Origin of the sequence: Streptomyces halobius (assembly GCF_023277745.1) — a bacterium.
In the GTDB taxonomy this organism is placed as follows: domain Bacteria; phylum Actinomycetota; class Actinomycetes; order Streptomycetales; family Streptomycetaceae; genus Streptomyces; species Streptomyces halobius.
The window spans coordinates 7,457,207-7,480,059 of sequence record NZ_CP086322.1 but is presented as its reverse complement, the minus strand read 5'-3'; the positions used below and the strand labels follow the sequence as shown (position 1 = coordinate 7,480,059).

Sequence of the window (22,853 nt, the reverse complement as noted above, 5' to 3'; positions counted from 1 at the left end):
GCTGTCGTCCCGCGTGGCCAGGGCGGGACCTCGTCCGGCGGCGGCGCGCCGTAGCTCATGCCCGTCCGCTCCTGTCCGCCCGCCGCTCATGCCCGTCCACCCGTCCGTCCGACCGCCTCTCATATCCGTCCCGCCTTGCGCTCCACGGCCAGCAGCCACAGCAGATACCCACCACCAAGGACACCGGTCAGCACGCCCACCGGGAGCTGGTCGGCGCCGAAGAGACGCTGCGAGGCGAAGTCCGCGGCGACCAGGAGGACGGCGCCCATGAGCGCGGACGGCAGCAGATTGGGGCCGGGCGAGCGGGTGAGGCGACGGGCCAGTTGCGGTGCGGTGAGCGCGACGAAGGAGATCGGGCCGGCCGCGGCGGTGCCGGAGGCGACGAGCAGAACGGCCGCCAGCAGCACGATGACGCGGAGCCGGTCGACCCTTACCCCCAGCGCGAACGCGGCATCGTCGCCCATCTCCAGCATGCGCAGCGGACGGCCGTACAGCAGCAACAGCGGGATGAGTACCGCGCAGACGGCGGTCAGTGGCCCGACCTGGTCCCAGTCGCGGCCGTTGAGCGTGCCGGTCATCCAGGTGGTGGCCCGGGTCGCCTCGACGATGTTCGCCTTGGTGAGGAGGTAGAGCACGAGGGCGTAGAGCATCGCGTTGGCGCCGATGCCGACGAGCACGAAGCGGTAGCCCTGGATGCCGCGTTTCCAGGCGAGCAGGAAGATGGCCACGCCGGTGGCGACCCCGCCGACGACCGCACCGGCGGCGACCGCGAAGGGCTCGCCGTGGAGGTAGACGATGACGACCAGCGCGCCGACCGAGGAGCCCTGGGCGAAGCCGAGGACGTCGGGGCTGCCCAGCGGATTGCGCGAGACGGTCTGGAAGACGGCTCCGGAGATCCCGAAGGCGGCGCCGACCAGCAGTCCCACCAGGACCCGCGGCAGCCGCAGGTCGTGCACGATGAACTCCTGGCCGGGGTTTCCGCCGCCGGTCAGCGCGGCGAGCACCTCGCCCGGCGTCATCGGGTAGTCGCCGGAGCCGATCAGTGCGATGCCCGCGGCCAGTGCGAGGGCCAACAGCAGGAGTCCGACGAGGACGGCGCGGACGTCCAGCCGCAGCGAGAGCCCGCCGGCGGTACGTACCGCCGTCACCCGCCGGGACCCCGTCACCCGCCGCGCCGTCGTCGCCCCCCTGGCGCGCTCGTTGGCGCCCTCCTCAACGCGCCCCTTGGTGCCCTCCCCGGGCTTCACGGTCGATGTCACAGCTGGGCCATCCTCCGACGCCGTACGAGATAGATGAAGACCGGACCGCCGACGACGGCCGTGACGATGCCGACCTGGAGCTCGCCGGGCCGGGCCACGATCCGGCCGAGGATGTCCGCGCCGAGCAGCAGGACCGGCGAGAGCACCGCGGAGTACGGCAGGATCCAGCGCAAGTCGGGTCCGGTGAGGGCCCGTACGGCATGCGGCACCATCAGGCCGACGTACACGATCGGGCCGCAGGCGGCGGTCGCCCCGCCGCAGAGCAGGGTGACGGCGACCATCGCCAGCACCCGGGTGCTGGTCAGCCGGGCGCCCAGGGCCCGCGCCTGGTCGTCGCCGAGCGCGATGGCGTTCAGCGGGCGGGCGATCAGCAGCGCGAGGACGCCGCCGGCCGCCAGGAACGGTGCGATCTGAGTGACCGTCGGCATGGTGGCGGTGGCCAGCGAACCGACCGTCCAGAACCGCATCTTGTCCAGCGCGGCGGTGTCCATCAGGTTGACCGCGTTGATGTAGCCGACGAGGACGGCGGTCAGCGCGGTGCCGGCCAGTGCGAGCCGTACGGGTGTGGCGTTGCGGGTGCCGCCGAGGACGTAGACGGCGACGTTGACCACCGCGGCGCCGGCGAACGCGAACCACACATAGCCGGTCAGCGAGGTGATGCCGAGGAAGCTGATGGCGGAGACGACCGCGGCCGAGGCGCCGGCGTTGATGCCGAGAACTCCCGGGTCGGCGAGGGGATTTCGGGTCAGTGCCTGCATGACCGTGCCGGCCAGTCCGAGGGCGGCGCCGACGATCAGGCCGATCAGGGTGCGCGGCAGGCGCACATCGCGGATGACCACATCCGTGTCGGAGCCGGAGTAGTGGAACATCCCGTGCCAAACCTGGTCCAGGGGTACCTGTTTGGCGCCGACGGCGATGCCGAGGACGGTGACGACGGCCAGTACGGCCACAGCGGCGAGCAGCCCCGCGGAGCGCGTGACCTGCCGCCTCCGTGGCGCCACGGAGGCGGCCGGGGCCTTCGGTGCTTCGGGGGGACTGTCGACCAACACGGAAGTTAGGTTAGCCTACCCTCATGTGACCGACGCGCGGGGCCCTTCCGTCGACGGGCCTGCCGTCGCGCCCCCGCTTCAGCCCTCCCCAGAGAGAAGCGCACCCACCATGAGCACCTCCCGTAGCGTAACTCTTTCCCGACGCGGCGTCCTTGCCGCGGGCGGCGCGGTCGGCATCGGCGCCCTGCTCGCCGCGTGCGGCAGTGACAAGGGCTCAGGGAGTGCCAAGAGCGGCGCCGGGAGCGGCCCGTGGTCCTTCACCGACGACCGCAAGCAGAAGGTCTCCCTCGACCACACGCCCCAGCGGATCGTCGCCTTCACCGGCACCGCGGCCGCGCTGCACGACTTCGGCGTCGACGACCGGATCGTCGGCGTCTTCGGCCCGACCAAGCTCAAGAACGGCAAGGCCGACCCGCAGGCGGGCGATCTCGACGTCGACAAGGTCACCATCATCGGCAACGCCTACAACCAGTTCAACATCGAGAAGTACGCGGGCCTGACCCCCGATCTGCTGATCACGAACATGTACGAGCCGGGCGCGCTGTGGTTCGTCCCGGACGACAGCAAGGACGAGATCGCAAAGCTCGCCAAGAGCGTCGCCATCACGTCCTCCCGGGTGTCGCTCATCAAGATCATCGAGCGGTACGCCGAGCTGGCCGCGTCGCTCGGCGCCGACCTGAAGGCCAAGCGGGTCACCGACGCCAAGACCCGCTTCGAGAAGGCGTCCGCGAGGCTGCGCCAGGCCGCCAAGACCCACCCGGTCAAGGTGCTCGCCTGCTCCGGCAGCCCCGACCTCTTCTACGCCTCCAACCCCGGCATCAACGCCGACCTCATGTACTACAAGTCCCTCGGCGTCGACCTGATCGTCCCCGACCACCTGGACAAGGCCGGCTACTTCGAGAGCCTGAGCTGGGAGAACGCCGACAAGTACCAGGCCGACGTGCTGCTGCTCGACAACCGCACCGCCACCCTGCAGCCCAAGGACCTGGCCGCCAAGCCCTCCTGGGCCAAGCTGCCCGCCGTCAAGGCCGGTCAGGTCACCCCCTGGTCGAGCGAGCCGCGCTTCTCGTACGCGGGCGCGGCACCGCTCGTCGAGGCGCTGGCCAAGGCGATCGAGAGCGCCAAGAAGGTCAACTGACGCCGGGCCCGTCCGGTCCTGACCGACCGGACGGGCCCGGCCGCGCCGGACACCCGTCACCGAACAGCCGCCCCTTCACGGAGGTTCCCCCACATGACCACGACCGCCGCACCCGTCACCGCGCCGTTCCGGTTCTTCGATGTGCACGTCGTGCGCACCCGACGGCTCAGCACCTCCATGATCCGGGTCACCTTCGGCGGCGACCGCCTGGCCGAGCTGGCGTCCGGCGGCCGTGACCAGCGCTTCAAACTGTTCTTCCCGCAACCCCACCAGGACCGGCCGGTCTTCGGCGACACGAGCGAGGCCTGGTACGCCGCGTGGCGCGCGCAGGATCCGGCCGAGCGTCCGCTGATGCGCTCGTACACGATCCGCGAACAGCGCCATGACCCGGCTGAGTTCGATGTCGACTTCGCGCTCCACGGGGCGGAGCCGTCGGCCTCCCCCAAGCTCCCGACTTCTCCCCCACTCTCCACGTCGTTCGAGCGGGGGGACCCCCATGCGCAGGGAGGTGCCCCCACCGGGGCGGGCGGCCCCGCCTCCCGCTGGGCCGCGCAGGCCCGGCCCGGTGACCCGCTGACCGTCCTCGCCCCGGCCGTCGAGGACAACGGCGGCGTCGACTTCCGGCCGCCGTCCGGCACCGACTGGATCCTGCTCACCGGCGACGAGACGGCGCTGCCCGCCATCGGCGGCATCCTGTCCTGGCTGTCCCCGGGCACCCGGGCCAAGGTCTGGATCGAGGTCGCGCACGAGGACGACCGGCAGGCCCTGCCGACCTTCGCCGACGCCGACATCACCTGGATCGTCCGGGACGGCCACGGCCACGGGACGGCCGCCGCGCCCCGCGAGCCGGTGGTGGACGCGCTGCGCGCCGCCCAGCTGCCCGACGGCACCCCGTACGCCTGGATCGCCGGCGAGGCCGGCACCGTCAAGGCGGTCCGCAGGCATCTCGTCGGCGAGCGCGGAATCGAACGCAGGGCCGTCAAGTTCACCGGTTACTGGCGCCGTGGCGCCTCCGAGGAGGAGCTGCTCGCGGAGCTGACGGCGGGTGCGGCGGCCGGCGACGAGGACTGATACGCCGCCCGCCGGGCGCACGGTGCGGCGCTGCGCACCGTGCGCCCGGCGGCCTCCTACATCCCGATCCGCCCCAGCGCCTTGCCCCCGTCGGCCCCGCAGCGCCCCTCCCCCGCCGCCGTCCAGGCCGCCGCGCACAGCGCCCGCAGCCCGTCCAGCGGTATGCCGTCACCGTCCAGAACCAGCACGTCACCGGACAGCTCGGCCCGCCAGCCGCCGCACCGGAAACCACCGTCCGCCGGCACCACCTCCGGCTGCGGCGCCAGCACCCCGCGCAGATCGGCGTCCACATACGTCGGCCGGTGCTGCGGCGGCGCGGTCAGCAGCTCGGCCGCCGTCGTCACGCCGGTGAGCACCAGCAGCGAGTCGACCCCGCCGTTGTACGCGCCCTCGATGTCCGTATCGAGCCGGTCCCCGATCACCAGCGGCCGCTCGGCCCCGGTACGCAGCACCGTCTCCCGGTGCATCGGCGGCTGCGGCTTGCCCGCCACCTGCGGCGTCCCGCCCGCGGCGATCCGGACCACCTCCACCAGCGCGCCGTTGCCCGGGGCGATACCGCGCTCCTTGGGGATCGTCAGATCGGTGTTGGACGCGAACCACGGCACCCCGCGCTGCACCGCGTACCCGGCCTCCGCCAGCCGCTCCCAGTCCAGCGCCGGGTCATAGCCCTGCACCACGGCCGCCGGATCGTCGTCCGCGGACGCCACCGGCACCAGGCCGCGCTCGCGCACCGCCACCCGCAGCCCCGCACCGCCGATGACCAGCACCCGCGCGCCCGGCGGCAGCTGCTCGGCGATCAGCCGGGCCACCGCCTGCGCCGAGGTGATCACATCCTCCGGACCGGTCGGCAGCCCGAAGCCGGAGAGCTGGTCGGCGATCGCCCGCGGGGTCCGGGACGCGTTGTTCGTCACATAGGCGAGACGCATCCCGCCGGCCCGCGCCGCGGTCAGCGACGCCACCGCATGCGGGACGGCCTGTCCGCCGGCGTAGACGACCCCGTCCAGATCCAGCAGCGCCGTGTCGTACGCCTCGCTCAGCGGGCGCGGGCACCCGTCGGGCCGACGCCGGCCGCTCCCTCCCGCCCGCCCGCGAATCTGCTCATTCATGCCGTCTCGCTCCTCATGGCCGCGCACCGTTCGAAGGGTCCGCTCCGCCTCGCGGTCCGTCGCCCTCCGCGCCGCGCGGCTCGCCGTTCTCCGCATCACGCATTACCGATATTTCCAGCCACCTGCCGGCTGTCCCCCCGATCATCCCTCACCCGTCAGGCGGCATAGCATTCTTCAATGACCCGTACCGACGGCCTCCGCCTCCTCCCGTTCCGCGGACTGCGCTACGCCCCGGACAGAGTCAGCAGCCTCACGGCTGTCACCTCCCCGCCGTACGACGTCGTGGTCCGGCCGGAAGGCGTGCGCCACCTGGAAACCGCCGATCCGTACAACATCGTCCGGCTGATCCTCCCGCACGCCGTCGACCCCTCCACCCGCCACCGCCAGGCCGCCGACACCCTGCGCCACTGGCGCCGCGAGGGCGTTCTGACACAGGACGAGCGGCCCGCGCTGTACGTCTACGAGCAGCGCGGCGGCGAAGTGCTGCAGCGCGGGCTGATCGGCGCGCTGCGCCTGGACGGTCCGGTGCTGCCGCACGAGGACGTCATCGCCGAGGTCGTCGAGGACCGGGCCGCCCTGATGCGCGCGGCGGCCGCCAATTTCGAGCCGCTGCTGCTCTCCTACCACGGCCAGGGCACGGCGACCGGCGCCACCGCCGTCATCGAGCGCGTGGTGCACCGCGCCCCGCTGCTCGCCACCACCACGGAGGACGGCTTCGCGCACCGTCTGTGGGCGGTCACCGACCCCGCCGATCTGGCGGCCATCGACGACGATCTCGCCTGCCGGCAGGCTCTGATCGCCGACGGCCATCACCGCTGGGCGACCTACCAGCGGCTGTACGAGCAGCAGCCCGGCGCCACTCCGGCGTCGCCCTGGGCGTCGGGCCTGGTCCTGCTGGTGGACACCGCCCGCTACCCGCTCCAGGTCCGCGCGATCCACCGTGTGCTGCCGCATCTGCCGCTGGTGAAGGCGCTGGCGGGCCTGGGCGGCGCGTTCCGCGTCCGGCCGCTCCCGGGCGAGCTGTCCGCCGCCCTGGACGCCTTGGAGGAGACCCCCGGCAACGCCTTCGTCCTCGCCGAGGGCCCGGACACCTTCCATCTCCTGGACCGTCCCGATCCGGAGCTGCTCGACCGTACGATCCGCACCGACCGGCCCGAGACCTGGCGGCGGCTGGACGCCACCGTGCTGCACTCCGTTCTGCTGGACGAGGTCTGGCGGATCCCTGACGACCCGTCACACATCAGCTATCTGCATCACACCGAGGCCGCCGTCGAGCAGGCCGGCCGGCACGGCGGGACGGCCGTCCTGATGCGCGCCACCTCCGAGGAAACGGTGCGTCAACTCGCCGAGCACGGCGTGACGATGCCACGGAAGTCCACTTCCTTCGGCCCCAAGCCGGCCACGGGTCTCGTCCTGCGCACTCTGGACGACACCGAGAACTGAAGGCGCACCCCGTCATCCCGGGGAGTCCCGCAAACCGGCGCTCCCCGGACACCCCGCACCCCGCACTTAGGTTAGGCTTACCTCACTACGTCAACGGGGCGGGTCTCCCTGCCCCTGCGCACACCTCTGCCCTGCGCAGGACGTGGCCAACTCCGCAACAGGGAGGGCACCTTCATGAGTCTCCTCGCGCACTCCGCCGAGGACCCGTCGACCACCGGTACCCCGGGGGCGACACATCGCGCCAGAGTCAGCGCGGCAGCCGGCGAGGACCCGGCCGAAAGCCTTGCCTCCGAGCCGACCGACAGCAGGACATACCTCCTCAACAACGGCACGGCGCAGCACTACCGCACCGCGGTCACCGACGGCGTCGAGCGGATCACCGCCAAAATCGCCGCCACCGACCGCCCGTTCACCGGAATCTCCGTCGACGGCCTCACCCCGGCCATCACCGCGATCGACCTCGACGCACCCCTCCACGACCCGGCCGCCGCACTCGACGAGCTGGAGGACGTCTACCTCCGCGACGCCGTCTACTTCCACCACCCGCGCTACCTCGCACACCTCAACTGCCCCGTGGTGATCCCCGCCCTCGTCGGCGAGGCGGTGCTGTCCGCCGTCAACTCCTCCCTCGACACCTGGGACCAGAGCGCCGGCGGCACCCTCATCGAGCGGCGCCTGATCGACTGGACGGCCCGCCGGATCGGCCTCGGCGGGCACGCCGACGGCATCTTCACCAGCGGCGGCAGCCAGTCCAACCTCCAGGCCATGCTGCTCGCCCGGGACGAGACCTGCCGCCGGGAGCTGACCGGCGACGGCGCGCCCGCCGCCTTCCCCGAGCCCTCAACCCCTTCCCCAGGCTCCCCACTTCGTCCGAGCAGGGGGCACCACCCCCATGCGCAGGGAAGACCCCGATCCCGCGCCGGCATCCTGCCCCGGCTGCGCATCCTCACCTCCGAGTGCAGCCACTTCAGCATCCGGAAATCCGCCACCCTGCTCGGCATGGGCCCGGAGGCCGTGATCTCCGTCCCCTGCGACGAGAACCGTCGGATGCGCACCACCGACCTGGCCGCCGCACTGGAGCGCTGCCGCCGCGACGGCCTCATCCCCATGGCCGTCGTCGCCACCGCCGGCACCACCGACTTCGGCAGCATCGACCCGCTGCCCGAGATCGCCGACCTGTGCGCCCGGCACGACGCCTGGATGCACGTCGACGCCGCCTACGGCTGCGGACTGCTGGTCTCCCGCCGCCGCGAGTTGCTGACCGGCATCGAACGCGCCGACTCGGTGACGGTCGACTATCACAAGTCCTTCTTCCAGCCGGTCAGTTCGAGCGCCATCCTGGTCCGCGACCACGCCACCCTGCGGCACGTCACGTACCACGCGGACTATCTCAACCCGCGCCGGATGGCCGAAAAGCGCATCCCCAACCAGGTCGACAAGTCGATCCAGACCACCCGCCGCTTCGACGCCCTCAAACTCTGGCTCACGCTGCGCACCATGGGCGCCCAGGGCGTCGGCGAACTCTTCGACGAGGTCATCGACCGCGCCGCGGACGCCTGGAAACTGCTGCACGACGACCCCCGCTTCGAGGCCGTCGTCGAACCCCAGCTCAGCACCCTGGTCTTCCGCTACGTCCCCAGCGCCGACCGGGACCCGCAGCTCAGCGACCGGGTCAACCTGCACGCCCGGGAAGCCCTGTTCGCGTCCGGTGACGCGATCGTCGCGGGCACCGTCGTCGACGGCCGCCACTACCTCAAATTCACCCTGCTCAACCCGGAGACCACGCTGGAGGACATCGCCACCGTCCTCGACCTGATCGCCGAGCACGCCGGCAGCTACCTGGCCGAGCAGCCCGAGCCGGCACTCAGCGCGCACTGACCGCGCGCCGCACTCGCGCCACCCCGCGCCGCACCGTGCGTGGCCCTTTTCAGCCCCCCATCGGAGACCCTTCGTGTCCGCCCCATACGACTTCATCGCCATCGGCCTCGGCCCCTTCAACCTGGGCCTGGCCTGCCTCACCGAGCCCATCGACGGTCTCGACGGCCTGTTCCTGGACAACAGGACGTCCTTCGACTGGCACCCCGGCATGATGCTGGACAGCAGCACCCTCCAGGTGCCGTTCATGGCCGACCTCGTCACCCTCGCCGACCCCACCTCCCCGTTCTCGTTCCTCAACTACCTCAAGGAATCGGGGCGGCTGTACTCGTTCTACATCCGCGAGAGCTTCTATCCGCTGCGCGCCGAGTTCAACGACTACTGCCGCTGGGCGGCCGGCAAGCTCGACCGCGTCCGCTTCGGCCACCAGGTCACCACCGTCACCTACGACGAGACCGACGAGCTGTACGTCGTCCACGCCGAGCAGCTGCCCACCGGCGAACGGAAGACCTACCGCGCCCGCAAGCTGGTGCTCGGCACCGGCACCCCGCCGTACATCCCCGAGGCATGCCAGGGCCTCGGCGGCGACCTGCTGCACAACGCCGACTACCTGGACGCCAAGGCCACCCTCCAGGCCAAGGACAGCATCACCATCGTCGGCAGCGGCCAGAGCGCGGCCGAGATCTACTACGACCTCCTCCAGGACATCGACACCCGCGGCTACCACCTGACCTGGGCGACCCGCTCCCCCCGCTTCTTCCCCCTCGAATACACCAAGCTCACGCTGGAGATGACCTCACCGGAGTACGTGGACTACTTCCACGCGCTCCCCGCGGCCACCCGCGACCGGCTCAACGCCTCGCACAAGAACCTCTACAAGGGCATCAACTCCGAGCTGATCAACGACATCTTCGATCTGCTCTACCAGAAGAACCTCAACAGCCCGGTCCCCACCCGCCTTTTGACCAACACCGCGCTGAACCAGGCGAGTTACGACGAGTCCACCGGCACCTACACCCTCGGCCTGCGCCAGGAGGAGCAGGGCCGGGACTTCTCCCTCGACACCCAGGGCCTGATCCTCGCCACCGGCTACCGCTACCGCACCCCGGACTTCCTCACCCCGGTCCACGACCGCATCGCCTGGGACGCCTCCGGCCGCTACGACGTGGCCCGCAACTACAGCATCGACACCACCGGCCACGGCATCTACGTGCAGAACGCCGAGCTGCACACCCACGGCTTCGTCACCCCCGACCTCGGCATGGCCGCGTACCGCAACTCCTGCATCGTCCGCGAGCTGCTCGGCCGCGAGTACTACCCGGTCGAGAAAGCCATCGCCTTCCAGGAGTTCGCCGCTCCGGCCGGCCAGCACCACCCCCTGGAGACGCCCGCATGACCGCCCCCCTCTTCACCCGCACCGACCCGGCTCTGGGCGAGTTCTCCCTACGACCCGTCGTCCCCTCCGCCGACGCCCCGCTCCTGCACTCCTGGGTCACCCACCCCAAAGCCGTCTTCTGGCTGATGCAGGGCCATGACCTCGCCGCCGTCGAGAAGGAATTCGCACGGATGGCCGCCGACCCCTTCCACGACGCCTTCATCGGCCTGCACAACGGGACCCCGGCCTTCCTCATGGAACGCTACGACCCGGCCCACCGCGAACTGGCCGGCATTCACGCCGCCGAACCCGGTGACGTCGGCATGCACTTCCTGGCGGCCCCCACCGACACCCCCCTGCACGGCTTCACCCTCGCCGTCCTCACCACCGTCATGGAGATGCTCTTCGACGACCCGGCCACCCGCCGCGTCGTCGTCGAACCCGACGCCCGCAACACCGCGGTGCACGCCCTCAACAAAGCCGTCGGCTTCGAGGTGAGAGACACCGTCTCCCTCCCCTCCAAAGACGCCTACCTCAGCACCTGCACCCGCGACCAGTTCCTGGCCGCCCAAGGAGACCACCGATGACCGCCGGCACCCAGCCGACCGCCCAGGACGCCGTCGCCCACCTCACCCCTGCCCTGTGGGCCAGGGCCAACCGGCTGCTCGTCCGCAAGGCGCTCGCCGAGTTCGCCCACGAACGGCTGCTCACCCCCAAGCGCCTGCCGAAGGACGGCCACTACGCCGTCCGCAGCGACGACGGCAGCACCGAATACCACTTCACCGCCCACAGACAGGCCCTCGACCACTGGCAGGTCGACACCGACAGCATCACCCGCCACCGCGATCACACCGAACTACCGCTGGACGCCCTGGAGTTCTTCATCGAGCTCCGTGACAGCCTGGGCCTCAGCGAGGAAATCCTCCCGGTCTACCTGGAGGAGATCAGCTCCACCCTCTCCGGCACCGCCTACAAACTCGCCGCCGGGCAGCCCAGCGCCGCCGAACTCGCCAAGTCCGGCTTCCAGGCCATCGAAACCGGCATGACCGAGGGCCATCCCTGCTTCGTCGCCAACAACGGCCGCCTCGGCTTCGGCATCCACGAGTACCACGCCTACGCCCCCGAAGCCGCGAGCCCCCTCCAGCTCATCTGGCTCGCCGCCCGCCGCGACCACTCCACCTTCACCGCCGGCGCCGGCCTCGACTACGACACCCTCATCCGCGAGGAACTCGGCGAGGCCACCCTCGACCGCTTCGCGGCCACCATGACCGGCCTCGGCCTCGACCTCGCCGACTACCACCTCATCCCCGCCCACCCCTGGCAGTGGTGGAACAAGCTCTCCGTCACCTTCGCCGCCGAGGTCGCCCAACAGCGCCTGGTGTGCCTCGGCCCCGGCGACGACACCTACCTGGCCCAGCAATCCATCCGCACCTTCTTCAACACCACCAACCCCGCCCACCACTACGTCAAAACGGCCCTCTCCGTTCTCAACATGGGCTTCATGCGCGGCCTCTCCGCCGCCTACATGGAGGCGACCCCGGCCATCAACGACTGGCTGGCCCGCCTCATCGCCGCCGACGACACCTTCCAGGCCACCCGCTTCTCGATCATCCGCGAGCGCGCCGCCATCGGCTACCACCACCGGCAGTACGAGGCCGCCACCGCCAAAGGCTCCCCATACCTGAAAATGCTCGCCGCCCTGTGGCGCGAAAGCCCCGTCCCCACCCTCGAACCGGGCCAGCGCCTTGCCACCATGGCGTCCCTCCTCCATGTCGACAGCGACGGCCATTCCTTCACCGCCGCCCTCATCGAGGAATCCGGCCTCGAACCGGCCGACTGGCTCCGCCGCTACCTCGACGCGTACCTCACCCCCGTCCTCCACGCCTTCTACGCCTACGACCTGGTCTTCATGCCGCACGGCGAGAACGTCATCCTGGTCATCGAGGACGGTGTGGTACAGCGCGCGATCTTCAAGGACATCGCGGAGGAGATCGCCGTCATGGACCCCGACGCGGTCCTGCCCCCCGCCGTCGAACGCATCCGCGCCGACGTCCCCGAGGACAAGAAACTCCTCTCCGTCTTCACCGACGTCTTCGACTGCTTCTTCCGCTTCCTCAGCGGCACCCTCGCCGACCTCGGCATCCTCGACGAGGACACCTTCTGGCGGACGGTCGCCGCCTGCGTCACCGACTACCAGGCGTCCGTCCCCCACCTCACCGACAAGTTCGCCCAATACGACATGTTCACCGACGAGTTCGCGCTCTCCTGCCTCAACCGCCTCCAGCTGCGCAACAACCAGCAGATGGTCGACCTCCAGGACCCGGCCGGCGCCCTCCAGCTCATCGGCACCCTCCGCAACCCCATCGCCCCTTACGCCCCCACCGCCTAATGGGAGCTACGGGGCCGGGGAATGCTCGGTTCCGTAGCCGCCAGCAGGTGAGCACTATCGCCGCCGGAAGCAGTCGAGTTCTGGTGTCAGACCGTGCCCCTGCTGGTGGCCGGGAGGCCAGACCGCTGATGGGGTGGCGTGCCCGCCCCGCGGGGCGTGAGCACTGGATCCATTAGGCCGCGCGCCGTGCCTTCCGCAGGCTACGACGCGCAACGAGAACACACTTGGGGAGGGTTTGTTGCTGCTGATCGGTGACGACTGGGCCGAAGACCACCACGACGTCGAGCTCCAGGACGAGGCCGGCCGCAAGCTGGCCACCGCGAACCTGCCCGAAGGAGTCGCCGGCATCGCCAGGCTCCACGAACTCATCGCCCGTCACGGCGGTGAGCTGGATCCTGGGGAGGTGGTCGTCGGGATCGAGACCGACCGGGGCTCGTGGGTCCAGGCCCTGGTTGCCTCCGGCTACCAGGTCTACGCGATCAATCCCCGGCAGGTGGCCCGGTTCAAGGAGCGGTACGCCTCCTCGGGGGCCAAGAGCGACAAGGGTGACGCGCACGCGCTCGCCGACATGGTCCGCATCGACCGCGACCAGCTGCGGCCGGTGGCCGGAGACAGCGGCCAGGCCCAGGCCGTCAAGGTCGTCGCCCGCGCCCACCAGACCCTGATCTGGGAACGAACCCGCACCTTCCAGCGGCTACGCAGCACGCTGCGCGAGTACTTTCCCGCCGCCCTGACCGCCTACGCCGACCTGACTCTGACCAGCTCCGACGCCATGGAACTGCTGATCAAGGCGCCCACGTCGGCCACGGCGGCGAAGCTGACCCGCACTCAGGTCACGGCCGTCCTGGCCCGGCATCGCCGACGCAACCGCGACGCGAAGGCGGCCACCATCCAGGCCGCGCTCCGCGAGCGACAGCTCGCCCTGCCCGGGCAGGTCACCGCAGCCTACGCGGCAGCCGTGACCGCTCACGCGCGGCTGATCATCGCGCTGAACGAGCAGATCACCGGGATGGAAGAGCAGGTGAAGGCGCATTTTCTCGCGCACCCGGACGCTGAGATCTACCTCTCGATGCCCGGCATCGGGGAGATCACCGGGGCCCGGGTGCTCGCCGAGTTCGGAGATGATCCCACCCGTTACGCCTCCGCGAAGGCACGCAAGAACTATGCCGGGACCAGCCCCGTCACCCGGGCCTCTGGCAAGAGCCGCACCGTCCAGGCCCGATACGTCCGCAACAACCGTCTCGCCGATGCCCTCCAGCGCCAGGCGTTCTGCGCCCTGCGGGCGTCCCCCGGCGCCCGCCGCTACTACGACAAACAACGCGCCCGTGACATCGACTACAACCCGGCCCTGCGACAGGTCGGCAACCGCCTCGTCGGCATCCTCCACGGCTGCCTCAAAACACGAACCCGCTACGACGAAGCGACCGCATGGTCGCACCACGCCCAACCCCATGCCGCTTGACCTTCAACGACATGGGGTGTCTGACACCCCAAAAACGACGGAGGGCGGGACCCCCACCGGGATCCCGCCCTCCGTCACATCACCACAGTCAGCCCTTCTCGGACCGCCCCGCACCATCCTCACCATCAACATCATTGACATCAATGACCTCATCGGTCACATCGTCATGCCCCTCGACGGGCGGCACAGCTGCCTCAGGCGCCTCATCACCTTCGCCGGCCTCCCCCGCCTCCTCGACGTCAACGTCCTCGGACTCCTCCAGCACATCCGTGAACTCCACGCCGTCCAGCTCGGCAAGCCGGTCCGAGGCATCCGTCGCACCGCCCTGGTCCGCCTCCAGTGCCTTGGCGAACCAGTCGCGCGCCTCGCCCTCGCGCCCGACCTCCAGCAGCACGTCCGCGTACGCGTACCGCAGCCGCGCCGTCCACGGGTGGACGGCGTTCGACGCCAGCTCGGGCCCCTGCAGCGTCACCACCGCCGCGTCCGGCTGCCCCATGTCCCGACGAGCACCCGCCGCGACCAGCCGCATCTCGACCTGCCCGGCCCGGTCCAGCTTCTGCACCTCCGGCTCACCGGCCATGGCCAGCGCCTTCTCCGGCCGACCCATACCGCGCTCGCAGTCCGCCATGACGGGCCACAGCTCCACACCGCCGGTCATCCGCCGCGCCGCCCGGAACTCGGCCAGCGCCTCGCTGTACTTGCCGACCGCGTACGCCGCGAAGCCCGCGGCCTCACGCACCGCGGCGACCCGGGACGCCAGCCGCAGTGCCACCCGCGAGTACCCGTAAGCCCTTTCCGGATCCTCGTCCAGCAGCTTGGCGACCATCACCAGATTTCTGGCGACATCCTCGGCGAGCGTCTTCGGCAGGCTCAGCAGCTCCTGCCGCACATCCTTGTCGATCTCCTCACCGGTGACGTCCTCCGGAATCGGCAGCCGCTTGATCGGCTCCCGGTCGCGGTCCCGCCGGTCATCGCGCCGGTCGTCCCGACGGTCCTCCCGCCCACGCCCGCCACCGTACGGCCGACGTCCCCCACGGTCATCCCGCCGGTAACCGCCCCGGTCGCCGCCCTGGCGCTCATCCCTGCGCCCGTCCCGCCGGAAGCCGCCCCGGTCACCACCGGAACGCTCCTCACGCCGGAAACCACCGCGCTCGCCACCACGGCCGCGCCGCTCCTCCCGACGGTCGTCACGCCGGTCATCGCGTCGGTCATCGCGTCGGTCATCGCGTCGGAACCCACCGCGCTCATCCTCACGCCGCGGCCCACGCGACCGCTCATCCCGACGATCGTCACACCGATCACCCCGACGGAACGCAGGACGGTCCCCGCCCCGCTCATCCCGACGGAACCCACCACGCTCGTCATCGCGACGGGGCCCACGCCGGTCACCCCGACGGAACCCACCACGCTCGTCACGCCGGTCCTCACGCCGGAAACCACCACGGTCGCCACCGCGGTCATCCCGCCCGCCGTAACCACCGCGGCCACCGCCGGACCGACCACCGCGCTCATCCTCACGCCGCGGCCCACGCGACCGCTCATCCCGACGATCGTCACGCCGATCATCCCGACGGAACGCAGGACGCTCTCCACCCCGCTCATCCCGACGGAACCCACCACGCTCGTCATCGCGACGGGGCCCACGCGACCGATCGTCCCTACGGAAACCGCCCCGGTCACCGCCCCGGTCATCGCGACGGTCATCGCGACGGAACCCGCCCCGGTCGCCGCCTGACGGACGGTCATCGCGGCGGTAACCACCGCGATCGTCACCACGGTTGTCACGGCTCCCGTAGCCACGGCCGGCCGGACGGCCACCACGGTCGTTGTCACGCCGCGGCCCCCGATCATCACGCCGGAAACCACCGCGGTCACCGTCGTCGCGCCGCTGCGGTCGGCGCTCCCAACGATCGTCGGAAGAGTTGGTGGACATCGACGTGACTCCTGTCTTCGGTACTGCATTCATTCTCGCGCACCGACGACTTCGGCGCGCGACGGCAAAACAAAAAGGACCCTTGGTCCCAGCGTGAACGCTGGGACCAAGGGTCCTTGAAAGATTGTTCGGCGGCGTCCTACTCTCCCACAGGGTCCCCCCTGCAGTACCATCGGCGCTGAAAGGCTTAGCTTCCGGGTTCGAAATGTAACCGGGCGTTTCCCTAACGCGATGACCACCGAAACCCTATCGGGTTCAAGCGAACAAGCACACTCTTCAGTTAGTTAAGTGAAACTTAGTTCAACCGGTGCGACTGTTCGCAACCCGGGAACTACACAGTGGACGCGAGCAACTGAGGACAAGCCCTCGGCCTATTAGTACCAGTCAACTCCACACCTTACGATGCTTCCATATCTGGCCTATCAACCCAGTCATCTACTGGGAGCCTTAACCCATCAAGTGGGTGGGAGCCCTCATCTCGAAGCAGGCTTCCCGCTTAGATGCTTTCAGCGGTTATCCCTCCCGAACGTAGCCAACCAGCCATGCCCTTGGCAGAACAACTGGCACACCAGAGGTTCGTCCGTCCCGGTCCTCTCGTACTAGGGACAGCCCTTCTCAAGACTCCTACGCGCACAGCGGATAGGGACCGAACTGTCTCACGACGTTCTAAACCCAGCTCGCGTACCGCTTTAATGGGCGAACAGCCCAACCCTTGGGACCGACTCCAGCCCCAGGATGCGACGAGCCGACATCGAGGTGCCAAACCATCCCGTCGATATGGACTCTTGGGGAAGATCAGCCTGTTATCCCCGGGGTACCTTTTATCCGTTGAGCGACGGCGCTTCCACAAGCCACCGCCGGATCACTAGTCCCTACTTTCGTACCTGCTCGACCCGTCAGTCTCACAGTCAAGCTCCCTTGTGCACTTACACTCAACACCTGATTACCAACCAGGCTGAGGGAACCTTTGGGCGCCTCCGTTACCCTTTAGGAGGCAACCGCCCCAGTTAAACTACCCACCAGACACTGTCCCTGATCCGGATCACGGACCCAGGTTAGACATCCAGCACGACCAGAGTGGTATTTCAACAATGACTCCCCCTGAACTGGCGTCCAGAGATCACAGTCTCCCACCTATCCTACACAAGCCGAACCGAACACCAATATCAAGCTATAGTAAAGGTCCCGGGGTCTTTCCGTCCTGCTGCGCGAAACGAGCATCTTTACTCGTAATGCAATTTCACCGGGCCTATGGTTGAGACAGTCGAGAAGTCGTTACGCCATTCGTGCAGGTCGGAACTTACCCGACAAGGAATTTCGCTACCTTAGGATGGTTATAGTTACCACCGCCGTTTACTGGCGCTTAAGTTCTCAGCTTCGCCAACCCGAAGATTGACTAACCGGTCCCCTTAACGTTCCAGCACCGGGCAGGCGTCAGTCCGTATACATCGCCTTACGGCTTCGCACGGACCTGTGTTTTTAGTAAACAGTCGCTTCTCGCTGGTCTCTGCGGCCACCCCCAGCTCAGAGCGCAAAACTCATCACCAGAAATGGCCCCCCTTCTCCCGAAGTTACGGGGGCATTTTGCCGAGTTCCTTAACCATAGTTCACCCGAACGCCTCGGTATTCTCTACCTGACCACCTGAGTCGGTTTAGGGTACGGGCCGCCACAAAACTCGCTAGAGGCTTTTCTCGACAGCATAGGATCATCCACTTCACCACAATCGGCTCGGCATCAGGTCTCAGCCATAAATGTGCAGCGGATTTACCTACCACACGACCTACACCCTTACCCCGGGACAACCACCGCCCGGGATGGACTACCTTCCTGCGTCACCCCATCACTCACCTACTACTGGCTCGGTTCACCGGCTCCACCACTCCGCTTCACCCGAAGGATCCACGGCGGCTTCACGGGCTTAGCATCACCAGCCTCAGCGCTGACGCTTCATAGCGGGTACCGGAATATCAACCGGTTATCCATCGACTACGCCTGTCGGCCTCGCCTTAGGTCCCGACTTACCCTGGGCAGATCAGCTTGACCCAGGAACCCTTAGTCAATCGGCGCAAGAGTTTCCCACTCTTGTATCGCTACTCATGCCTGCATTCTCACTCGCGAACCGTCCACAACTCGCTTCCACGGCTGCTTCACCCGGCACACGACGCTCCCCTACCCATCCACACACCCGTTAGGGCTCCTGTATGAATGACACGACTTCGGCGGTGTACTTGAGCCCCGCTACATTGTCGGCGCGGAATCACTTGACCAGTGAGCTATTACGCACTCTTTCAAGGATGGCTGCTTCTAAGCCAACCTCCTGGTTGTCTCTGCGACTCCACATCCTTTCCCACTTAGCACACGCTTAGGGGCCTTAGTCGATGCTCTGGGCTGTTTCCCTCTCGACCATGGAGCTTATCCCCCACAGTCTCACTGCCGCGCTCTCACTTACCGGCATTCGGAGTTTGGCTAAGGTCAGTAACCCGGTAGGGCCCATCGCCTATCCAGTGCTCTACCTCCGGCAAGAAACACACGACGCTGCACCTAAATGCATTTCGGGGAGAACCAGCTATCACGGAGTTTGATTGGCCTTTCACCCCTAACCACAGGTCATCCCCCAGGTTTTCAACCCTGGTGGGTTCGGCCCTCCACACGGTCTTACCCGCGCTTCAGCCTGCCCATGGCTAGATCACTCCGCTTCGGGTCTTGGGCACGCTACTCAACGCCCTCTTAGGACTCGCTTTCGCTACGGCTCCCCCACACGGGTTAACCTCGCAACATACCGCAAACTCGCAGGCTCATTCTTCAAAAGGCACGCAGTCACGACACAAGGAACAAGTCCCTGTGCGACGCTCCCACGGCTTGTAGGCACACGGTTTCAGGTACTATTTCACTCCGCTCCCGCGGTACTTTTCACCATTCCCTCACGGTACTATCCGCTATCGGTCACCAGGGAATATTTAGGCTTAACGGGTGGTCCCGCCAGATTCACACGGGATTTCACGGGCCCCGTGCTACTTGGGTGATTCTCAAACGAGCCGTACAGATTTCAGCTACGGGGGTCTTACCCTCTACGCCGGACCTTTCGCATGTCCTTCGCCTACCCATACGGTTTCTGACTCGCCGACCGGCCGGCAGACCGATCAAGAAAACTCCCACAACCCCACATGCGCAACCCCTGCCGGGTATCACACGCACATGGTTTGGCCTCATCCGGTTTCGCTCGCCACTACTCCCGGAATCACAATTGTTTTCTCTTCCTGCGGGTACTGAGATGTTTCACTTCCCCGCGTTCCCTCCACACTGCCTATGTGTTCAGCAGCGGGTGACAGCCCATGACGACTGCCGGGTTTCCCCATTCGGACACCCCCGGATCACAGCTCGGTTGACAGCTCCCCGGGGCCTATCGCGGCCTCCCACGTCCTTCATCGGTTCCTGGTACCAAGGCATCCACCGTGCGCCCTTAAAAACTTGGCCACAGATGCTCGCGTCCACTGTGCAGTTCTCAAGCAACGACCAGCCACCCACCACCCCGCCACACAAGACGAGTTCACTGGGGCCGGCATCCCGAAGGCCAGACATCAAGTCCGCACCCTCAGACACCCAACAGCGTGCCCGACCCACCTCATCAATCCCCACGTTCCACGCCGAAGCAGTACTAGTGACAACCAACCAAGTGCGCCGAATAGTCAACGTTCCACCCATGAGCAACCAGCATCAGACACTCGCTGATGCACTGGCCTCTGACCAAGCCCCGAAAGACCCGGTAGAAGTGCTCCTTAGAAAGGAGGTGATCCAGCCGCACCTTCCGGTACGGCTACCTTGTTACGACTTCGTCCCAATCGCCAGTCCCACCTTCGACGATTCCCTCCCACAAGGGGTTGGGCCACCGGCTTCGGGTGTTACCGACTTTCGTGACGTGACGGGCGGTGTGTACAAGGCCCGGGAACGTATTCACCGCAGCAATGCTGATCTGCGATTACTAGCAACTCCGACTTCATGGGGTCGAGTTGCAGACCCCAATCCGAACTGAGACCGGCTTTTTGAGATTCGCTCCACCTCACGGCATCGCAGCTCATTGTACCGGCCATTGTAGCACGTGTGCAGCCCAAGACATAAGGGGCATGATGACTTGACGTCGTCCCCACCTTCCTCCGAGTTGACCCCGGCAGTCTCCTGTGAGTCCCCATCACCCCGAAAGGCATGCTGGCAACACAGAACAAGGGTTGCGCTCGTTGCGGGACTTAACCCAACATCTCACGACACGAGCTGACGACAGCCATGCACCACCTGTACACCGACCACAAGGGGGACCCTGTCTCCAGGGTTTTCCGGTGTATGTCAAGCCTTGGTAAGGTTCTTCGCGTTGCGTCGAATTAAGCCACATGCTCCGCTGCTTGTGCGGGCCCCCGTCAATTCCTTTGAGTTTTAGCCTTGCGGCCGTACTCCCCAGGCGGGGAACTTAATGCGTTAGCTGCGGCACGGACGACGTGGAATGTCGCCCACACCTAGTTCCCAACGTTTACGGCGTGGACTACCAGGGTATCTAATCCTGTTCGCTCCCCACGCTTTCGCTCCTCAGCGTCAGTATCGGCCCAGAGATCCGCCTTCGCCACCGGTGTTCCTCCTGATATCTGCGCATTTCACCGCTACACCAGGAATTCCGATCTCCCCTACCGAACTCTAGCCTGCCCGTATCGAATGCAGACCCGGAGTTAAGCCCCGGGCTTTCACATCCGACGCGACAAGCCGCCTACGAGCTCTTTACGCCCAATAATTCCGGACAACGCTTGCGCCCTACGTATTACCGCGGCTGCTGGCACGTAGTTAGCCGGCGCTTCTTCTGCAGGTACCGTCACTTGCGCTTCTTCCCTGCTGAAAGAGGTTTACAACCCGAAGGCCGTCATCCCTCACGCGGCGTCGCTGCATCAGGCTTGCGCCCATTGTGCAATATTCCCCACTGCTGCCTCCCGTAGGAGTCTGGGCCGTGTCTCAGTCCCAGTGTGGCCGGTCGCCCTCTCAGGCCGGCTACCCGTCGTCGCCTTGGTAGGCCATCACCCCACCAACAAGCTGATAGGCCGCGGGCTCATCCTTCACCGCCGGAGCTTTCCACACACAGACCATGCGGCCGTGTGTCATATCCGGTATTAGACCCCGTTTCCAGGGCTTGTCCCAGAGTGAAGGGCAGATTGCCCACGTGTTACTCACCCGTTCGCCACTAATCCACCACCGAAGCGGCTTCATCGTTCGACTTGCATGTGTTAAGCACGCCGCCAGCGTTCGTCCTGAGCCAGGATCAAACTCTCCGTGAATGTGTACCGGATATCCGGTCGAACACTCGCGTTGAGCGGAACCACCAGAGGAATAATCCGGTGGTTCACAGCATCCTCGCTGTGTGTGCCACCCCGACAAAAGCGGAGTGGGCTTTCAAAGGAACCTCATCTCCACAAGAGGAGACGGGGTATCAACATATCTGGCGTTGACTTTTGGCACGCTGTTGAGTTCTCAAGGAACGGACGCTTCCTTCGCGCCTGTTTCACCAGGCCCTCCGGGCGCTTCCCTTCGGTCTTGCGTTTCCGACTCTACCAGATCCTCGCGGTCCTGATTTCCGCCGGTGCGATTCCGCCTCTCGGCTTCCTCACGGTTTCCGACTTTATCAGATCCTTTTCGTTCCACGCTTCTCGGAAGTCGCGGTCCGAATTCGGTTCCGATTTCCCGTCGGAGGGCCGCCTTTCGGCGTGGCCACTACTTTAGCTGTCTTCCCGTGCGGCTCATAATCGGGCCGTAAGGATCGAATTTCGGCAACGCGAAACAAGACCCGATTAGGGAGGCTTCCGTAGTGGTTGGTTTCGCCGCCCGGCGGTCTGCGCAGAGTAGCGCTGCCCGTGTCCAGCGGCTCGGGCCACGTTACGGCGTTCGTCATGGCGGAGTCAAGTTGCTGAGGCGGCACGGCGGCGCGGGGTGTGCCGGCGGTACGGACTGACGGTGGGGTCGCCGTCGATCCAGTAGCGCCAGGGGTGATCGGCCCCATCGCCGCCGACTCCGGTGCGTGGGCCGCTGCGTACCTGGTCGGGGGCGGGCGGGCGGCCGTGCAGCACGGAGAGGGGGGTGTTGCCGCCGGCGCAGAGGTCGGTGCCGTCGAGGGTGCGGTCGATGTCCAGGGCGGTGGCCAGGCGGGCCGGGCCCTTGGCCAGTTCATTGCTGTTGCGGGCCTTGGGACGGCGGCCGGATGCCAGGTGCTCACCCGTGAGGATCTCGCCGGCGCGCAGCAGGACGCCGCTCGCCTGCCCCTCGGGGCAGCAGACCAGATTGAGGCTGAACCACATCCCGTAGATGAAGTAGACGTACGCGTGGCCGGGCGGGCCGAACATGGCGGCGTTGCGTGCGGTGCGGCCCCGGTAGGCGTGCGAGCCGGGGTCGGTCTCACCGTCGTATGCCTCCACCTCGGTCAGGCGGAGCGCGATGCGACCGTCGGGGGTGTTGCGGACGAGCGTGCGGCCGAGAAGGTCGGGGGCGACGTCCTGAACGGGGCGGTCGAAGAAGGCGCGGGTGAGCGGCATACGTTCCGGTACGTCGGTCATGCGGCCCGAGGGTAGTGCAGCCGGAGGGGCGGGCGGCTGGCCAGGAGGGTGCCCCGGTTGGGAAGGTGTGGCGGTGGAACCGGCCGGCGCCGTTTCGCGTTCGTAGGCATCAAGCCGATTCGTAGGGATCAAGCCGATATCTCGGCGAGCAATACACAGCACAGGCGTTCCGCC

13 protein-coding genes, 3 rRNA genes and 1 pseudogene are annotated in these 22,853 nt (G+C 67.4%); 8 read left to right on the top strand and 9 right to left on the bottom strand.

The genetic code is table 11. The features are described from left to right. Positions 1-119: 119 nt before the first annotated feature. Positions 120-1,259 carry a FecCD family ABC transporter permease gene (locus K9S39_RS33905; protein ID WP_406708062.1) on the bottom strand — a complete coding sequence of 380 codons (1,140 nt, stop codon included), beginning with the start codon at positions 1,257-1,259 and terminating at the stop codon, positions 120-122. Further along, positions 1,256-2,308 (bottom strand): FecCD family ABC transporter permease, encoded by a 1,053-nt coding sequence (locus tag K9S39_RS33900; protein ID WP_248867137.1) that lies wholly within the window; start codon positions 2,306-2,308, stop codon positions 1,256-1,258. The genes K9S39_RS33905 and K9S39_RS33900 overlap by 4 nt, the downstream gene beginning before the upstream one ends. A gap of 109 nt (positions 2,309-2,417) precedes the next feature. Here K9S39_RS33900 and K9S39_RS33895 point away from each other — a divergent pair, with 109 nt between their 5' ends. Then, positions 2,418-3,446 (top strand): ABC transporter substrate-binding protein, encoded by a 1,029-nt coding sequence (locus tag K9S39_RS33895; protein ID WP_248867136.1) that lies wholly within the window; start codon positions 2,418-2,420, stop codon positions 3,444-3,446. Positions 3,447-3,539: 93 nt separating this feature from the next. Then, the gene (locus K9S39_RS33890) at positions 3,540-4,517 is read left to right on the top strand and encodes a siderophore-interacting protein (protein ID WP_248867135.1); all 978 of its coding nucleotides are present in this window, start codon (positions 3,540-3,542) and stop codon (positions 4,515-4,517) included. A gap of 56 nt (positions 4,518-4,573) precedes the next feature. Here the strand turns inward: K9S39_RS33890 and K9S39_RS33885 are convergent, their stop codons facing one another. Beyond that, positions 4,574-5,623 (bottom strand): HAD-IIA family hydrolase, encoded by a 1,050-nt coding sequence (locus tag K9S39_RS33885; protein WP_248867134.1) that lies wholly within the window; start codon positions 5,621-5,623, stop codon positions 4,574-4,576. A gap of 177 nt (positions 5,624-5,800) precedes the next feature. Between K9S39_RS33885 and K9S39_RS33880 the strand changes: the two genes are divergently transcribed. From K9S39_RS33880 to K9S39_RS33855, 6 genes are all read left to right on the top strand, one after another. Continuing rightward, complete coding sequence (locus tag K9S39_RS33880; RefSeq protein WP_248867133.1) at positions 5,801-7,066, top strand: DUF1015 family protein; 1,266 nt, start codon at positions 5,801-5,803, stop codon at positions 7,064-7,066. A 174-nt stretch (positions 7,067-7,240) separates the two neighbouring features. Beyond that, on the top strand, positions 7,241-8,944 hold the full coding sequence (locus tag K9S39_RS33875; protein ID WP_248867132.1) for a pyridoxal phosphate-dependent decarboxylase family protein: 1,704 nt from the start codon (positions 7,241-7,243) through the stop codon (positions 8,942-8,944). A 73-nt stretch (positions 8,945-9,017) separates the two neighbouring features. After that, a complete protein-coding gene (locus tag K9S39_RS33870; RefSeq protein WP_248867131.1) occupies positions 9,018-10,337 on the top strand; it encodes a lysine N(6)-hydroxylase/L-ornithine N(5)-oxygenase family protein in 1,320 nt (439 codons plus the stop codon). After that, entirely contained in the window at positions 10,334-10,903 is a 570-nt protein-coding gene (locus K9S39_RS33865) for a GNAT family N-acetyltransferase (RefSeq protein ID WP_248867130.1), read from the top strand. Before K9S39_RS33870 ends, K9S39_RS33865 begins: the two co-directional genes overlap by 4 nt. Further along, positions 10,900-12,705 carry an IucA/IucC family protein gene (locus tag K9S39_RS33860; protein WP_248867129.1) on the top strand — a complete coding sequence of 602 codons (1,806 nt, stop codon included), beginning with the start codon at positions 10,900-10,902 and terminating at the stop codon, positions 12,703-12,705. The genes K9S39_RS33865 and K9S39_RS33860 overlap by 4 nt, the downstream gene beginning before the upstream one ends. 238 nt (positions 12,706-12,943) lie before the next feature. Then, entirely contained in the window at positions 12,944-14,167 is a 1,224-nt protein-coding gene (locus K9S39_RS33855) for an IS110 family RNA-guided transposase (protein WP_248861321.1), read from the top strand. An 88-nt stretch (positions 14,168-14,255) separates the two neighbouring features. Here K9S39_RS33855 and K9S39_RS33850 read toward each other — a convergent pair whose 3' ends face one another. The 6 genes and pseudogenes from K9S39_RS33850 to K9S39_RS33825 all read right to left on the bottom strand — a co-directional run bounded on the left by K9S39_RS33850 (position 14,256) and on the right by K9S39_RS33825 (position 22,679). Beyond that, a complete protein-coding gene (locus tag K9S39_RS33850) occupies positions 14,256-15,110 on the bottom strand; it encodes a tetratricopeptide repeat protein (RefSeq protein WP_406708182.1) in 855 nt (284 codons plus the stop codon). Positions 15,111-15,461: 351 nt separating this feature from the next. Next, a pseudogene (locus K9S39_RS43400) lies at positions 15,462-16,100 on the bottom strand (tetratricopeptide repeat protein); the annotation flags it as partial. Positions 16,101-16,226: 126 nt separating this feature from the next. Beyond that, positions 16,227-16,343 (bottom strand): 5S ribosomal RNA (rrf, locus tag K9S39_RS33840). Between the two features lie 111 nt (positions 16,344-16,454). Further along, positions 16,455-19,575: ribosomal RNA gene (locus K9S39_RS33835) — 23S ribosomal RNA — on the bottom strand. A 306-nt stretch (positions 19,576-19,881) separates the two neighbouring features. Beyond that, positions 19,882-21,410: ribosomal RNA gene (locus K9S39_RS33830) — 16S ribosomal RNA — on the bottom strand. The 16S, 23S and 5S rRNA genes sit together here, the layout of an rRNA operon. Positions 21,411-22,028: 618 nt before the next feature. Continuing rightward, positions 22,029-22,679, bottom strand: coding sequence for a DNA-3-methyladenine glycosylase (locus K9S39_RS33825; RefSeq protein ID WP_248867128.1), 651 nt, complete (start codon positions 22,677-22,679; stop codon positions 22,029-22,031). Positions 22,680-22,853: the final 174 nt, after the last annotated feature.

What these genes read in the sequence shown, in the direction of transcription:
- K9S39_RS33895 (WP_248867136.1), top strand. Translation starts at nt 2,418, where the DNA reads ATGAGCACCTCCCGTAGCGTAACTCTTTCCCGACGCGGCGTCCTTGCC.
- K9S39_RS33865 (WP_248867130.1), top strand. Translation starts at nt 10,334, where the DNA reads ATGACCGCCCCCCTCTTCACCCGCACCGACCCGGCTCTGGGCGAGTTC.
- K9S39_RS33890 (WP_248867135.1), top strand. Translation starts at nt 3,540, where the DNA reads ATGACCACGACCGCCGCACCCGTCACCGCGCCGTTCCGGTTCTTCGAT.
- K9S39_RS33885 (WP_248867134.1), bottom strand. Translation starts at nt 5,623, where the DNA reads ATGAATGAGCAGATTCGCGGGCGGGCGGGAGGGAGCGGCCGGCGTCGG.
- K9S39_RS33875 (WP_248867132.1), top strand. Translation starts at nt 7,241, where the DNA reads ATGAGTCTCCTCGCGCACTCCGCCGAGGACCCGTCGACCACCGGTACC.
- K9S39_RS33860 (WP_248867129.1), top strand. Translation starts at nt 10,900, where the DNA reads ATGACCGCCGGCACCCAGCCGACCGCCCAGGACGCCGTCGCCCACCTC.
- K9S39_RS33880 (WP_248867133.1), top strand. Translation starts at nt 5,801, where the DNA reads ATGACCCGTACCGACGGCCTCCGCCTCCTCCCGTTCCGCGGACTGCGC.
- K9S39_RS33825 (WP_248867128.1), bottom strand. Translation starts at nt 22,679, where the DNA reads ATGACCGACGTACCGGAACGTATGCCGCTCACCCGCGCCTTCTTCGAC.